Annotated in this window: 12 protein-coding genes; 5 read left to right on the top strand and 7 right to left on the bottom strand. The window is 65.7% G+C overall.

Annotation, left to right across the window (positions count from 1 at the left end):
• Positions 1-184: 184 nt before the first annotated feature.
• A complete protein-coding gene (locus IC66_RS0101670; protein ID WP_008141931.1) occupies positions 185-394 on the top strand; it encodes a cold-shock protein in 210 nt (69 codons plus the stop codon).
• Between the two features lie 213 nt (positions 395-607).
• On the opposite strand, the gene IC66_RS0101665 is transcribed toward IC66_RS0101670, so the two are convergent.
• Together IC66_RS0101665 and IC66_RS0101660 are read right to left on the bottom strand one after the other, a co-directional pair.
• The gene (locus IC66_RS0101665) at positions 608-1,909 is read right to left on the bottom strand and encodes an RsmB/NOP family class I SAM-dependent RNA methyltransferase (protein WP_038946452.1); all 1,302 of its coding nucleotides are present in this window, start codon (positions 1,907-1,909) and stop codon (positions 608-610) included.
• Between the two features lie 34 nt (positions 1,910-1,943).
• A complete protein-coding gene (locus IC66_RS0101660) occupies positions 1,944-2,366 on the bottom strand; it encodes an MAPEG family protein (RefSeq protein ID WP_038946451.1) in 423 nt (140 codons plus the stop codon).
• A 171-nt stretch (positions 2,367-2,537) separates the two neighbouring features.
• Between IC66_RS0101660 and IC66_RS0101655 the strand changes: the two genes are divergently transcribed.
• Both IC66_RS0101655 and IC66_RS0101650 read left to right on the top strand, forming a co-directional pair.
• Positions 2,538-3,152: a hypothetical protein gene (locus tag IC66_RS0101655; RefSeq protein ID WP_038946450.1), complete on the top strand. Its 615-nt coding sequence runs from the start codon at positions 2,538-2,540 to the stop codon at positions 3,150-3,152.
• A 69-nt stretch (positions 3,153-3,221) separates the two neighbouring features.
• On the top strand, positions 3,222-4,064 hold the full coding sequence (locus tag IC66_RS0101650) for a metallophosphoesterase family protein (RefSeq protein ID WP_038946449.1): 843 nt from the start codon (positions 3,222-3,224) through the stop codon (positions 4,062-4,064).
• A 15-nt stretch (positions 4,065-4,079) separates the two neighbouring features.
• On the opposite strand, the gene IC66_RS0101645 is transcribed toward IC66_RS0101650, so the two are convergent.
• The 3 genes from IC66_RS0101645 to guaB form a co-directional block, all read right to left on the bottom strand.
• Positions 4,080-4,379, bottom strand: a complete 300-nt coding sequence (locus IC66_RS0101645; protein WP_028145106.1) for a hypothetical protein — start codon at positions 4,377-4,379, stop codon at positions 4,080-4,082.
• Positions 4,380-4,549: 170 nt separating this feature from the next.
• Positions 4,550-5,572: an NADP-dependent oxidoreductase gene (locus IC66_RS0101640; RefSeq protein WP_028145107.1), complete on the bottom strand. Its 1,023-nt coding sequence runs from the start codon at positions 5,570-5,572 to the stop codon at positions 4,550-4,552.
• A 243-nt stretch (positions 5,573-5,815) separates the two neighbouring features.
• Entirely contained in the window at positions 5,816-7,306 is a 1,491-nt protein-coding gene (gene guaB / locus IC66_RS0101635) for an IMP dehydrogenase (protein ID WP_038946448.1), read from the bottom strand.
• A 474-nt stretch (positions 7,307-7,780) separates the two neighbouring features.
• Between guaB and IC66_RS0101630 the strand changes: the two genes are divergently transcribed.
• A complete protein-coding gene (locus IC66_RS0101630) occupies positions 7,781-9,271 on the top strand; it encodes a DHA2 family efflux MFS transporter permease subunit (RefSeq protein ID WP_028145109.1) in 1,491 nt (496 codons plus the stop codon).
• 208 nt (positions 9,272-9,479) lie between these two features.
• Here the strand turns inward: IC66_RS0101630 and IC66_RS0101625 are convergent, their stop codons facing one another.
• Positions 9,480-10,175, bottom strand: a complete 696-nt coding sequence (locus IC66_RS0101625; protein WP_038946447.1) for an RlmE family RNA methyltransferase — start codon at positions 10,173-10,175, stop codon at positions 9,480-9,482.
• 1 nt (position 10,176) lies between these two features.
• Positions 10,177-11,250: a Ppx/GppA phosphatase family protein gene (locus IC66_RS0101620; protein ID WP_028145111.1), complete on the bottom strand. Its 1,074-nt coding sequence runs from the start codon at positions 11,248-11,250 to the stop codon at positions 10,177-10,179.
• A gap of 209 nt (positions 11,251-11,459) precedes the next feature.
• Here IC66_RS0101620 and IC66_RS0101615 point away from each other — a divergent pair, with 209 nt between their 5' ends.
• The gene (locus IC66_RS0101615; RefSeq protein ID WP_038946446.1) at positions 11,460-13,832 is read left to right on the top strand and encodes a xanthine dehydrogenase family protein molybdopterin-binding subunit; all 2,373 of its coding nucleotides are present in this window, start codon (positions 11,460-11,462) and stop codon (positions 13,830-13,832) included.
• The last annotated feature ends 6 nt before the right edge of the window (positions 13,833-13,838 follow it).

Genomic DNA, 13,838 nt, shown 5'->3' with positions numbered 1-13,838 from the left:
CCAAATTCTCGCTATATTGTGATCATCGATACTTGGCCGAACGACTGGGCCGCTTCGCTTCGTTGCTGACGGGCGCGCACGCTTCAGATGAATTCTCCAAACATCGACTCATCAGGGACTATGGGCGCAATGCTGCGTACCGGTCCGCGTGCGTACTCAATCTAACTAACTAAAGGAAATTCCCATGGCTATGGGCACCGTGAAGTGGTTCAACACCCAAAAGGGTTATGGTTTCATCCAGCCGGACGACGGCCAGAAGGACGTGTTCGTGCACATCAGCGCCGTCGAGCGCGCCGGCCTCTCCTCCCTCAACGAGGGTCAGAAGGTCTCGTTCGACATCGTCGCCGATCGTCGCAGCGGCAAGTCCTCGGCTGACAATCTCCGCGTCGGCTAACGCCTACGCAGCGTTCTGACCACGGACGTACCGGCAGAACGTCAAGTTAGAAAACCCCGCGACCGGGATCCGGTGCGCGGGGTTTTTGTTTTTGGCTCCCGTCATTCCGGGGCTCGCGAAGCGAGAGCCCGGAATCCATTGGACCGCGGAGACTGCCGCGCGATGGATTCCGGGCTCGCCCTGCGGGCGCCCCGGAATGACGGCGGAGTATTGTCAGCCCACCTTCTTCAACACCGACACGAAGAACCCGTCCGTCCCGGTCCGCCGCGGCGTCATCAGCCAGCCCTCGGGCGACTGCAGCGCGGCCTCCCCAAACGCCTCCGCCTTGTCCCACAGCACGCTCGCGGTCTGCTCGGGCGGCACGGCCGCGAACTCGGGATGGCGCGCGACGAATGCCCTCACCTGCTCGCCGTTCTCTTCCGAAAGCACCGAGCAGGTGATGTAGGCAATGCGGCCGCCAGCCTTCACCAGCGGCACCGCGCGCTCCAGCACCTCGGCCTGGTCGCGCAGGCGAATCTCCAGCGCGCCCGGGCGCATGCGCCATTTGGCATCGGGGTTGCGGCGCCAGGTTCCGGTTCCCGTGCAGGGCGCGTCGATCACGACGAGGTCGGCAGAGGCGCGGATGTCGGCCAACGGATCGGCCTCGCCCTTGGGCGTGCGGACATCGGCATTATGGACCCCGGCGCGCGAGAGGCGCTCGTGGATCGGCGCGAGCTGGCGCTTGTCGCTGTCGGTCGCGATCAGCCGGCCCTTGCCCTGCATCAGAGCGGCGAGCGCCAGGGTCTTGCCGCCGGCGCCGGCGCAGAGGTCGATCACCTGCTCGCCGGGCTTTGCCGCGGTGAATTGGGCGGCCAGCTGCGATCCCTCATCTTGCACTTCAATGGCGCCCTTGATGAAATCCTCCTCGGCCTGGATCCCGGGGTTGCGTGCATCGGCCGAAAGCGCGATGCGCAGGCCCGTTGCCGACCAAGGCGTCGGTTTCGCATGAAGATGAGCAAGCGACTGCAGCGCCTTGTCGCGGTTGGATTTTAGCGTGTTGACGCGCAGGTCGAGCGGTGCCCGGCTCGCCATCGCGGCCGCCTCCGCGGCACGGTCCTCGCCGAACACTTTTGCCAGGTGCGGATCCAGCCATTCGGGATAGTCGCCGGCGATCGCGGCCGGCGCGTCCTTCAGGGACCGCTGGCTGAGCGCCGCCTGCTCGGCCTCGGTCAGCGGCGCCGGCGCAAAGCGGCTGCCGTCGAACAAGGCGCCCATCGTGGCCGTGTCCATGTCGCGCTCGAGCCGGAGCATGCCGATCAACCTGGCACGCGCGGTACCGGACTCCATCAGGAACGCGCTCGAGGCGTAGCGGCGCAGCACGTCCCAGACCAGGCCGGCAATGGCGGCGCGGTCGCCCGAGCCGGCAAAGCGGTGCGCGGTGCCCCACTCCTTCAGCGCCTTGGCCGCGGGCACGCGGTCCTTCTCGATGGTGTCGATCAGTTCGATGGCTGCGGACAGCCGGGCAGCGGGAGTCATTTGAATCTTTCAGATGAAATCGGACTCGCAAGAGTCAGATCAACAAGAGCATTTTCAGTGCGAAGTAGATCCACATCGCCAGCAGCACGAGGACGCCGGCGAGCCAGACCGTGGAGCGCCGTCCGAGATCGTTCGAGGAGACGAACACGCCGGCATGGGCAAAGCGCGTCACCACGAACACCCAGGACATCAGCACGATGAAGAGATCGGCATGGCGCAAGGGCAGCGCCAGCGCGATCAGGACGTAGAGCAGGACCGGCAGCTCGAACTGGTTGCGGTAGCAATTGGCGATCTGTGTGGCGCCCTTCGGCCAGTTCGGCTCGCCGAGTGCAATGTCGCGGATGCTGGTCTCGCCGGAGACCAGCGTCTTGCGGCGCGCGAACACCATGCCGATCAGAAGCGCGAAGGTAAGGCCGACCTGCACGAAGACAGGGAGCAGGACCATTTGGACGGACATCGGAACTTTCCCGTAAGGCGGAACGCCGCGAACCGTCATTAGCCGCCGCTCCTCGTCCTGACAATCAACCAGTTGAACCGGCGTTCCCGGTCTTGCGACCAACCACCGATAGTTAAAGCGATTTCGGCTCCTTTTCGGGAGCCCAAGGCGAGATAGAGGCGAGATGGCGCCATGACCACCCTGTCCAGCCTCTGGACCGAATCCGCCGACGGCCAGCTCGGTATCCTGATGTCGGCCCTCTCAGGTATCGCGATGGCGCTTGCGGTCGCGCTGGCGATGACGGTCTACTTTCGCCTGAGCTACCGAACCCGGCGCGACGTCATCAGGCATGGCCTCGCCACTCTGGCCGCCACTGCCCTGTTCGCCTTTGCCGCCTACGACATGCGCCACGCCGCGCTCGCCTATCTCGGTCTCAATCCGTCCAAGCCCGCCGTCGAGTTCGAAATCCGCATGCCCCGGGCGATGCTGACGGCGGTGACCGACAGCCAGATCGAGCTGCATACCGACCGCAACCAGACACTGGCGCTGGTCGAGGGCGTGCGCGACCTCTCGGATGGCCGTGCGCTGCTGCGCGGCGCGGTCGCGCTCAACCACCGCACCGCGGACCGCGTGCTGGTCGTGAACCTGCCGGGCAAGGGCATTTTCGAGTTCCGCCTCCGTCTGCCCGCCGAGCCGCATCGCTCCCAAGAGTTCGGTCCCTGGCACCTCGCCGACCGCATCGCCTCGCCGCTCGCCGACACCGTCGCGCCGCAGGACGCCTACACGATCCGCTACCGCGTGCTTTAAACTTTGTTCGTTGCGATCCATGCCCGCGCCGTCATCGTTCCGACGCGCAAGCACGGGTACGGTGATCGCATGTCCGAATTTCGCCTGACGCAGATTTCCGACACCCATCTCGGCCGGCGCTTCCCCGGCCTGATCGCCAACTTCCAGGCGATCAGCGAACATATCGACGGCAACCGGCCCGATCTCGTCATCAACACCGGCGACGTCGCCTTCGACGGGCCGACCGGCCGCGACGATGTCGTCTTCGCAAAAGACCTGCACGAGGCCCTGCCCGTCGCCTGCCGTTACCTCCCCGGCAATCACGACATCGGCGACAATCCGACCGCGGTTGGCCCGGGGCCGAAGCCGCCGGTCACGGAAGCGCATCGCCGGCAATTCTGCGACCTCATCGGCGAAGACCATTGGTCATTCGAGGCCGCCGGCTGGCGCTTCATCGGCCTCAACTCGCTGGTGATGAATTCCGGGCTCGCCTTCGAGGTCGAGCAGTTCGACTGGCTGTCGCAACAGATCGCGCGCACGAACGGCAGGCCGGTCGCACTGTTCCTTCACAAGCCGGTGTTTCTCAACCTGCCCGACGATCCCGAGACGCCGGAGACCGCGATCCGCTACGTGCCGCAGCCGGCACGGGCACGGCTGATCGAGATGCTCGGGACGATCGACCTGCGCCTCATCGCCAGCGGCCACGTGCACCAGCGGCGCGACTTCACCTGGCGCCACACCCGCCATGTCTGGGCGCCGTCGGCCGGCTTCGTCATCAACGATCAGCGCCAGGACCGGATCGCGATCAAGGAAGTCGGGCTGGTCGAATACCGCTTCCGGCCCGACGGTTTCGAGGTCCGCCACGTCAGGGCCGCGGGCCAGGTCGATGTCGACATCGAGGAGTTGCTCGTCCAGATGGGCGGCGAGCATTAAGGCGCGCTGATCCGCTCAGGCGACGCTCTTGAGGTCCTGCTGGATCGCAGCGAGCAAGGATTGCAGCGCCTCGCTGTTCACCGGCTTGGCCGCGAGATCATTGGCAGGCGGCTGCCTGGCTGGCTGCACGGCCTTGACCGGGCGCTTTGGGAATGGCGGGGGCGGTGCCGGCATCGAGGGGCGCGTCAGATCGCCCTCCTCGTCGACATGGACGAACTTGCCATGGATGACGTCGTCGTGGCGGCCCATGACGAACATGGCCAGCCAATAGCCGGCAGCAAGCAGGATAACGCAGAAAACACTGATCTCTAACATCGCAGCACCTAAAATATGCCCGATGATTCAATGCCTTCGCGATCCCGTCAATGAACAGCCGGTCACACCTGCGGCTTTTGCGGGCAGGTGTGACCATTTGGTGACTCTTTCTTAACTATCCCGGGGCGGCATGTGGCTCCCGAGCCACGGGAGTCCCAGTCCCTGTCGCGCTAGGCCTTGTCCGGCCCGACCCGGACCAGCTGCTTGCCGAAATTAGCGCCCTTCAAGAGGCCCATGAAGGCGCCAGGCGCGCTTTCCAGGCCCTCGGTGACGAACTCCTTGTACTTGACCTTGCCGTCGCGGACCCAAGAGGACATGTCGCGCAGGAAGTCGCCATGGCGCGAGGCGAAGTCGGAGACAATGAAGCCGCGGAAGGTCAGCCGCTTCGTCAGCGTCGCTCGCATCATCGATGCGGCCCATTTCGGCGCCTTGGCTTCGGTGTCGTTGTAGTGCGCGATCAGGCCGCACACCGGCACACGCGCGAACGGATTGAGCAGGGGGAACACCGCCTCGAACACGGCGCCGCCGACATTCTCGAAATAGACGTCGATACCTTTCGGACAGGCCTCCTTCAGCTTGGCGGCCAATTCGGGATCGCGGTGATCGATGCAGGCATCGAAGCCGAGCTCCTTCACCACGTAGGCGCACTTGTCCTTGCCGCCGGCAATGCCGACCGCGCGTGCGCCCTTGATCTTCGCGATCTGCCCCACCGCCGAGCCGACCGCACCGGAGGCACCCGCGACCACGACGGTCTCGCCTGCTTGCGGCTTGCCGATGTCGAGCAGGCCCGTATACGCAGTCATGCCGGGCATGCCGAGCACGCCGATCGAGGTCGAGATCGGACCGAGCTTCGGATCGACCTTGATCAGGCCCTTGCCGTTCGAGATCGCATGCGTCTGCCAGCCGGTCCGTGCACGGACGATGTCGCCCTTGGCGAAATCCGGATTGTTGGAGGCCGCGACCTCGCTCACCGCCTCGCCTTCCATCACGCCGCCGACCGGCACCGGCGCAGCATAGGACGGACCATCACTCATGCGCCCGCGCATATAAGGATCGAGCGAGAGCCAGATCGTGCGCAGCAGGACTTCGCCTGCCGCAGGCGCCGGGACAGCGAATTCCTCGATACGGAAATCAGACGGCTTGGGCTCACCGACGGGACGCGCGGCGAGAACGATGCGCTTGGCTTGGGACATGATGGCTTCCTCCTGATTGTCTTTCGACGTGAACGGAAGCGGAGGGAGGTAGCTGCGTCAATACAAAAGCGGTGACGCGTGATGGCGTTTCACGCGCAGCTCTCGTGTCCCGGACGCGCAGCGTTGCTGCGCAGAGCCGGGACCCAGAAAGCGACACGGCAAAATGCCGAGACATGGGCCCCGGCTCTGCAGCGCATCACCGAAGAGGTGCTGCGCTGCGTCCGGGGCACGAGAGCGGAGTAACTAACCCCCGCCCGGATAGTTCGGGCTCTCGCGCGTGATGGTGACGTCGTGGACGTGGCTTTCGCGCAGGCCGGCGCCGGTGATGCGGACGAACTGAGCCTTGTCGTGCAGGTCCTTCATGTCCTTTGCGCCGACATAGCCCATCGCGGCGCGCAGGCCACCGGCAAGCTGGTGCATGACGTTGCCGACCGGGCCCTTGTAGGGCACCTGGCCCTCGATGCCTTCAGGCACGAGCTTGAGCGTGTCCTTGATGTCCTGCTGGAAGTAGCGATCGGCAGATCCGCGCGCCATCGCGCCGACCGAGCCCATGCCGCGATAGGCCTTGTAGGAACGGCCCTGCCACAAAAACACTTCACCGGGCGTCTCGTCGGTACCGGCCAATAGCGAGCCGACCATCGCGATGTCGGCCCCCGCGGCGAGCGCCTTGGCGAGGTCGCCGGAGAACTTGATGCCGCCGTCGGCGATGACGGGAATGTCGGCCTTCTTCGCCGCTTCCACCGCATCCATGATCGCGGTGAGCTGGGGAACGCCGACGCCGGCGACGATGCGCGTGGTGCAGATCGAGCCCGGGCCGATGCCGACCTTGATGCAGTCGGCGCCAGCATCGATCAGGGCCTGCGTGCCCTCGGTGGTAGCAACGTTGCCGGCAACGACCTGCACGGAGTTGGAGAGACGCTTGATGCGGTTCACGGCATGCAGCACATGACGGGAATGGCCGTGCGCGGTGTCGACGACGACGAGGTCGACGCCGGCATCGATCAGCCGCTCGGTGCGCTCGAAGCCGGTGTCGCCGACGGTGGTGGCGGCGGCAACGCGCAGGCGCCCCTGGGCATCCTTGCAGGCGAGCGGATGGGCGACCGCCTTCTCCATGTCCTTGACGGTGATGAGGCCGACGCAGCGATATTGCTCGTCGACGACGAGCAGCTTCTCGATGCGATGCTGGTGCAGCATCCGCCGCGCCTCGTCCTGGCTGACACTCTCGCGCACCGTGACGAGACCTTCATGCGTCATCAGCTCGGAGACTTTTTGCCGGCGGTCGGTGGCAAAGCGCACGTCGCGGTTGGTGAGGATGCCGACCAGCTTGCCCGGCGTGGACTTGCCGGCGCCGGTGACGACGGGAATGCCGGAGATGCCGTGATCGCTCATCAGCTTGAGCGCGTCCTCGAGCGAGGCCTCGGGGCTGATGGTGAGCGGGTTCACCACCATGCCGGACTCGTAGCGCTTGACCTGCCGCACCTGCGCGGCCTGCCCTTCGGGATCGAAATTGCGGTGGATGACGCCGAGGCCGCCGGCCTGCGCCATCGCGATCGCCATGCGGGCTTCGGTAACGGTGTCCATGGCGGAGGCCATGATCGGGATGTTGAGCGGTATGGCGCGGGTGACGCGGGAGCGGATGTCGACCTCGCCCGGCATGACGTCCGACAGGCCCGGCTTCAGCAGCACGTCGTCGAACGTAAAGGCTTCGCGAATGCCTTGTTGCACCGTGGCCATGTGCCAACTCCTTCCGCGGCCCTGCCGCAAATAGCTATGGATGAGCGCCGCCCTCGGCGTACCTTGCGGCATCGCCTTGAGAATCGGAGCCCATCGGTGGGGTTGACGCGGGTCGATAGCACGGTCGCGTGACGAATCAAAGCAATTCGGACCGCCGGCCAGCCATGCACAGGCTTTTTTGGCCAGTTCAGCGTGGATAGCCGGGGGCAGCCCCTTCTCGTCATTCCGGGGCGCGACGACGTCGCGAGCCCGGAATCCATCCCGCAGCGGTCCCTGCGGCCCAATGGATTCCGGGCTCGCGCCAAGTGGCGCGCCCCGGAATGACGAAGGAGCGCGACACGCAACCCTGGAGAGAGGTCACACCGTTGTTACGCGGGATCTAGGTGCTATGCGTCGATCCGCAATGGTCGGGGGCCGGCGGCGGTGATAAGCCGCAATTCCACCCTTCCTTCCGATTTTCATTACCAATCCGTCATGGTCGACAAGCAACGCGTCATTCCGCTGATCGTGGCCACCGCGCTTTTCATGGAGAACATGGACTCGACGGTGATCGCCACTTCGCTGCCGGCGATCGCAGCCGACATCGGCACCAGCCCGCTGACGCTGAAACTCGCGATCACGTCCTATCTGCTGTCGCTGGCGGTGTTCATCCCGGCGAGCGGCTGGACCGCCGACCGCTTCGGCGCGCGGATGGTGTTCGCGATCGCCGTCGGCGTGTTCATGGTCGGATCGGTCGGCTGCGCGCTCTCCTCCTCGGTCACCGATTTCGTGTTCGCGCGCGTCCTGCAAGGCATGGGCGGGGCGATGATGACGCCGGTCGGGCGCCTGGTGCTGTTGCGCTCGGTCGACAAGAGCGCGCTGGTCAACGCCATGGCCTGGGTGACGGTCCCTGCCCTGATCGGTCCCGTGATCGGGCCGCCGCTCGGCGGCTTCATCACGACCTACGCGTCCTGGCACTGGATCTTCCTGATCAACATCCCGATCGGGCTGCTCGGCATCTTCATGGCGCTGCGCTTCATCGACCCGATCAAGAGCGAGGAGCGCGAGCCGTTCGACCTCTACGGCATGGTGCTCGCAGGCATCGGCCTCGCCGGCATCGCCTTCGGCCTGTCCGTTGCTGGTCTCAACCTGCTGCCGTGGAGCACCGTCGCCGCGCTGATCGCGGGCGGCGCGATCTCGATGACACTCTACGTCATTCACGCCCGGCGCACCGGCTCGCCGGTGCTCGACTTCTCGCTCCTGAAGCTGCCGACGCTGCGCGCCGCCGTGTTCGGCGGCTTCCTGTTCCGGCTCGGCATCGGCGCGCTGCCGTTCCTGCTGCCGCTCTTGATGCAGATCGGCTTCGGTCTGTCGCCGTTCCATTCGGGTCTCGTCACCTTCGCCTCTTCGCTCGGCGCCATGGGCATGAAGACGCTGGCGGCGCGCATCATCCGCACCTTCGGCTTCCGCAATCTGATGACGGTGAACGCGATCGTCAGCGCCTTCTTCCTCGCCGTCTGCGCGCTGTTCACAGTGACGACGCCGCTGCTCATCATCATGGTCATCCTGGTGGTCGGCGGCTTCTTCCGCTCGCTCGAGTTCACCGCGATCAACACGGTCGCCTATGCCGACGTCGAGACTGCGCAGATGAGCCGCGCCACCACCCTCGTCAGCGTCAACCAGCAGCTCGCGGTCTCCGCCGGCGTCGCCGTCGGCGCGGCCTGCGTGGAAACGACGATGTGGTTCAACCATGTCAGCGAAATCGACGCCACCGTGTTCGCCCCCGCCTTCCTCGTGGTCGCGCTGACCTCGGCGGCGTCGAGCTGGTTCTTCTGGCAGATGCCCGTCGATGCCGGCCACGAGATCTCCGGCCGCAAGGCCGTGGAGATCGCCAGTCGCAAGGGTGCCGGCAAGGGTGCAGAAAAGGCGGCGGTCAAGGCGGCGTCCGAGGATACGCAGGACGTGCGGGATCAAAGGTTGGGGTGAGTTGAGCGAGCGGGCGCCTCACACTCGGTGTCGTCCCTGCGAACGCAGGGACCCATAACCACAGGGAGGAGACGTTGCGCGAGTCTGCCACTCCGAGTCTTCGCCAAACTTCTCCCTGTGGCTATGGGTCCCGGATCGGCGCTTCGCTCCAGACAACGCTACGCGTTGTCGGGAGCTCCGCTTGTCCGGGACGACAGCGGAGATTGGCTCAGGCAGCCCCGCCCCGAAATCCCGTCGCCAGCACGTAGCGTTCCGAGGAATCCTGCCGGCTCGCCGCGGGCTTCACGTGACGCACCGTCGCAAAATCGCGCTTGAGCTGGGCGAGCAGATCGGCATCGGCGCCGCTCTGGAACGTCTTGGCCAGGAACGCGCCGCCGGGCTTGAGCACGTCGCACGCAAACGCCGCGGCGGTCTCGACCAGGCCGACGATACGGAGCTGGTCGGTCTTGCGGTGGCCGGTGGTGTTGGCGGCCATATCGGACATCACGAAATCGGCGCCGCCGCCCAGCATCGCGGTCAGCTTCTCAGGCGCTTCGTTGGCCATGAAGTCGAGCTGCGCGAAATCCACGCCGGGGATCTCCGGCATTTCCAACAGATCGATGGCAACGACCTTGCCCCTGCCTTCCACCGAGCCGACGCGCTTGGCCGCGATCTGGCTCCAGCCGCCGGGCGCCGCGCCGAGGTCGACGACGGCCATGCCGGGTTTCAAGAGCCGGAATTTGTCGTCGATCTCCAGAAGCTTGAACGCGGCGCGCGAGCGGTAGCCCGCCGCCTTGGCCTTCACGACATAGGGATCGTTGAGCTGCCGCTCCAGCCACAGCTTCGACGACAATTTGCGCTTGCCGCCGGTCTTGACCTTGGTCTTGACTTGGACGTGCAAGCGGCCGGTGGTGTCCTTGGCCATCTCACCAGCTCCTGAGCGCGCCGTCCTCGCGCATCATCTCGACCAGCATGCCCTCGCGCAGGCCACGGTCGGCGACGCGCAGGCGCGGCAGCGGAAAGGCGCGGCGGATCGCATCGAGGATGGCGCAGCCGGCGAGCACGAGATCGGCGCGCTCGACGCTGATGCAACTGTTGCCGGCGCGCTCCTCGTAGCTCATGCCGAGCAGCTTGTTGATGGTCGCGGTGATGTCGGAATCGTTCATCCAGATGCTGTCGATGCGGCGGCGGTCATAGCGCGCGAGGTTGAGATGGATGCCGGCGAGCGTCGTCACCGTGCCCGAGGTGCCGAGCAGGTGCATGTCGGCGAGATCGCCGCCGTGGACTTCGGCGAACGGCGCGACGTGGTTCGCCACCTCCTGCTCCATCGCGGCGTAGATCTCCGGCGTCACGTCGCGGCCGCCGAATTGCTCGGCGAGCGTGACCACACCGTAGGGGATCGACATCCAGGCCTTGATCCGCGGCTCCGGATTTTGCGGATCGCGCTCGATCCGCACCAGCTCGGTCGAGCCGCCGCCGATGTCGAACAGGATCGCGCCGCGGCCCCTGGGGTCGACCAGCGGCGAGCAGCCGAGCACGGCGAGCGCGGCCTCGGTCTCGCGGTCGATCACTTCGAGCTCGATGCCGGTCTCGGCCGCGACGCGGCTGCGGAACCCCTCCGCATTCGAGGCGGCGCGGCAGGCTTCGGTCGCGATCAGCCGCAACCGGCGCGCTTTGCGCAAATTGATCTTGTCGCGGCAGATGCTGAGCGCGGCAATGGCACGCTCGATCGCGGCGTCGCTGATGCACCCCGTCGACGAGACCCCCTCCCCGAGCCGGATAATGCGCGAGAAGGAATCGACGACGCGAAAGCCGTCCTGGGTCGGACAGGCGATCAGCAGCCTGCAATTGTTGGTGCCGAGGTCCAGCGCCGCATAGACGCCGGTTCCCGACGCCTGCGCGCCGACAGCCGGTTCGGTGGCCAACGCCACCGCCGCCATCGACCCCTCCAGCTCACCGTGCGGCGCATGGCCGTCGCGGAGCCGCGTGTGGTCATTCATACAAACTGTCTTTCCGCGGCCGGTCGGGCCGGTCTGGAATTGATTTTTCGCCTGAAACATTAGCAGCGCAGCCGGCCTGCGCAACAACGCATCACATGGGACCATGCCCATTCGTGCGTTGTCGTGAACGGGGTGGTGGGTTATCTCAATGGAGTCCGGTGCCCCGCTGCCGCGAAAATGCGCAAATGCCGGCTTTTCAGGTCAATTCCATGCAAGAACACACCAAATCGTCCACGCTCGAAAACGCTATTGCACTGCAAAAATATGGCGTCGGGCAACCGGTCCGCCGCAAGGAGGACGACACGCTGGTGCGCGGCAAGGGCCGCTATACCGACGATTTCAACCTGCCCGGCCAGGCCTATGCCGTGGTCGTCCGTTCCACCCGCGCCCATGGAATCATCCGCGGCATCGGCATCGACGCCGCCAAGGCGATGCCGGGCGTGCTCGGCGTGTGGACAGGCAGGGATCTCGATGCCGCCGGCTATGGCCCCTTCACCTGCGGCCTGCCGCTGAAGAGCCGCGACGGCTCGCCTTTGCTCCAGACCAACCGCCAGCCGCTGGCGACCGACAAGGTCCGCTTCGTCGGCGATCCCGTCGCCTTCGTGGTTGCCGAGACACTGGCGCAGGCGCGCGATGCGGCTGAGGCGGTCGAGCTCGATATCGAGCCGCTGCCAGCCGTGACGGATCCCGAGGACGCGGCCAAGCCCGGCGCGCCGCAGCTCTATGAGCACATTCCTGGTAACGTGGCGCTCGACTACCACTATGGCGACATGGAGAAGGTCAACGCGGCCTTCGCCAACGCCGCCCATGTCACCAGGATGGACATCGAAAACACCCGTGTCGCCGTGGTCTCGATGGAGCCGCGCGTCGGCCTTGCCTCCTACGACAAAAAGACCGAGCGCTACACGCTTCAGGTGCCGACGCAGGGCGTCGCCGGCAACCGCGCCAACCTCGCCAAGAACCTGAAGGTGCCGAACGAGAAAGTGCGCATCCTCACCGCCAATGTCGGCGGCTCCTTCGGCATGAAGAACATCAACTATCCCGAGTACATGTGCATCCTGTATGCGGCGAAGGAATTGGGAAAGCCGGTGAAGTGGCTCGACGAGCGCTCGACCGCCTTCCTCTCCGACAGCCACGGCCGCGCCCAGAAGATCCATGCCGAGCTGGCGCTCGACGCCGAAGGGCATTTCCTCGCGGCCAAGCTGTCCGGCTACGGCAATCTCGGCGCCTACATCACCGGCGTCGCGCCGGGGCCGCTCTCGCTCAATACCGGCAAGAATTTTTCCAGCGTCTACCGCACGCCGTTGATGGCAGTCGACATCAAGGTGGTGCTGACCAACACCACGCTGATGGGCGCCTATCGCGGCGCCGGCCGGCCCGAGGCGAACTACTACATGGAGCGGCTGATCGATCGCGCTGCCGACGAGATGGGCATCAACCGGCTGACCTTGCGCAAGCGCAATTTCATCAAGCAGAACCAGATGCCGTTCGCGGCGTCCTCCGGCGTCACCTATGACAGCGGCGACTTCCAGGCCGTGTTCAACAAGGCGCTCGAAATCTCCGACCACGAGAATTTCGCCAAGCGCAAGAAGGAGAGCAGGAAGGCCGGCAAGCTGCGCGGCATCGCCGTCGGATCCTATCTCGAGGTCACGGCGCCGCCGAGCCCCGAGCTGGGAAAGATCGTGTTCGACGCTGACGGCACCGTGCAGCTCATCACCGGCACGCTCGATTACGGCCAGGGCCATGCCACGCCATTCGCGCAGGTGCTGAGCGAGCAGCTCGGTGTTCCCTTCGAGAGCGTCAAGCTGGTGCAGGGCGACAGCGACATCGTCCATACCGGCAACGGCACCGGCGGCTCGCGCTCGATCACGGCAACCGGCCAGGCCATCGTGGGAGCAGCAAAGCTCGTCATCGAGAAAGGCAAGCGCGCAGCGGCGCATATGCTCGAAGCGTCCGAAGCCGACATCGAATTCGAAGGCGGCAGCTTCACCATCGCCGGCACCGATCGCAGCATCGACATCATGGAGCTCGCCAGGAAGCTGCATGACGGCAAGACGCCGGAGGGCGTGCCCGACAGCCTCGACGTCGATCATACCAGCGAACCGATCGCCTCGGCGTTCCCGAACGGCTGTCATGTCGCCGAGGTCGAGATCGATCCGGAAACCGGCGTGGTGCAGATCGTGCGCTACAGCGCCGTCAACGATTTCGGCACGGTGATCAACCCGCTGCTGGTCGCAGGCCAGCTCCATGGCGGCGTGGTCCAGGGCATCGGGCAGGCGCTGATGGAGCACATCCGCTACGACGAGAGCGGCCAGCCGATCACGGGCTCGCTGATGGACTACGCCCTGCCGCGCGCCGAGGACGTTCCCAACATGACGGTGGGCGATCATCCGGTGCCGGCCACGACCAATCCGCTCGGCAGCAAGGGCTGCGGCGAAGCCGGCTGCGCCGGCAGCCTGTCGACGGTGGTGAACGCGGTGCTCGATGCGCTCTCAGACCACGGCATCAAGCACATCGACATGCCGCTGACCCCGGAGCGCGTGTGGCGGGCCATTCAGGACGCGAAGGGCAAGGCGGCGTAGGGCTGC

This window comes from Bradyrhizobium genomosp. III, assembly GCF_000261705.1.
GTDB lineage: Bacteria > Pseudomonadota > Alphaproteobacteria > Rhizobiales > Xanthobacteraceae > Bradyrhizobium > Bradyrhizobium ottawaense.
This window is presented reverse-complemented; position numbering and strand designations above follow the sequence as displayed.

What these genes read in the sequence shown, in the direction of transcription:
- IC66_RS0101645 (WP_028145106.1), bottom strand. Translation starts at nt 4,379, where the DNA reads ATGTTAGAGATCAGTGTTTTCTGCGTTATCCTGCTTGCTGCCGGCTAT.
- IC66_RS0101655 (WP_038946450.1), top strand. Translation starts at nt 2,538, where the DNA reads ATGACCACCCTGTCCAGCCTCTGGACCGAATCCGCCGACGGCCAGCTC.
- IC66_RS0101615 (WP_038946446.1), top strand. Translation starts at nt 11,460, where the DNA reads ATGCAAGAACACACCAAATCGTCCACGCTCGAAAACGCTATTGCACTG.
- IC66_RS0101660 (WP_038946451.1), bottom strand. Translation starts at nt 2,366, where the DNA reads ATGTCCGTCCAAATGGTCCTGCTCCCTGTCTTCGTGCAGGTCGGCCTT.
- IC66_RS0101665 (WP_038946452.1), bottom strand. Translation starts at nt 1,909, where the DNA reads ATGACTCCCGCTGCCCGGCTGTCCGCAGCCATCGAACTGATCGACACC.
- IC66_RS0101640 (WP_028145107.1), bottom strand. Translation starts at nt 5,572, where the DNA reads ATGTCCCAAGCCAAGCGCATCGTTCTCGCCGCGCGTCCCGTCGGTGAG.
- IC66_RS0101650 (WP_038946449.1), top strand. Translation starts at nt 3,222, where the DNA reads ATGTCCGAATTTCGCCTGACGCAGATTTCCGACACCCATCTCGGCCGG.
- guaB (WP_038946448.1), bottom strand. Translation starts at nt 7,306, where the DNA reads ATGGCCACGGTGCAACAAGGCATTCGCGAAGCCTTTACGTTCGACGAC.
- IC66_RS0101620 (WP_028145111.1), bottom strand. Translation starts at nt 11,250, where the DNA reads ATGAATGACCACACGCGGCTCCGCGACGGCCATGCGCCGCACGGTGAG.
- IC66_RS0101670 (WP_008141931.1), top strand. Translation starts at nt 185, where the DNA reads ATGGCTATGGGCACCGTGAAGTGGTTCAACACCCAAAAGGGTTATGGT.
- IC66_RS0101625 (WP_038946447.1), bottom strand. Translation starts at nt 10,175, where the DNA reads ATGGCCAAGGACACCACCGGCCGCTTGCACGTCCAAGTCAAGACCAAG.
- IC66_RS0101630 (WP_028145109.1), top strand. Translation starts at nt 7,781, where the DNA reads ATGGTCGACAAGCAACGCGTCATTCCGCTGATCGTGGCCACCGCGCTT.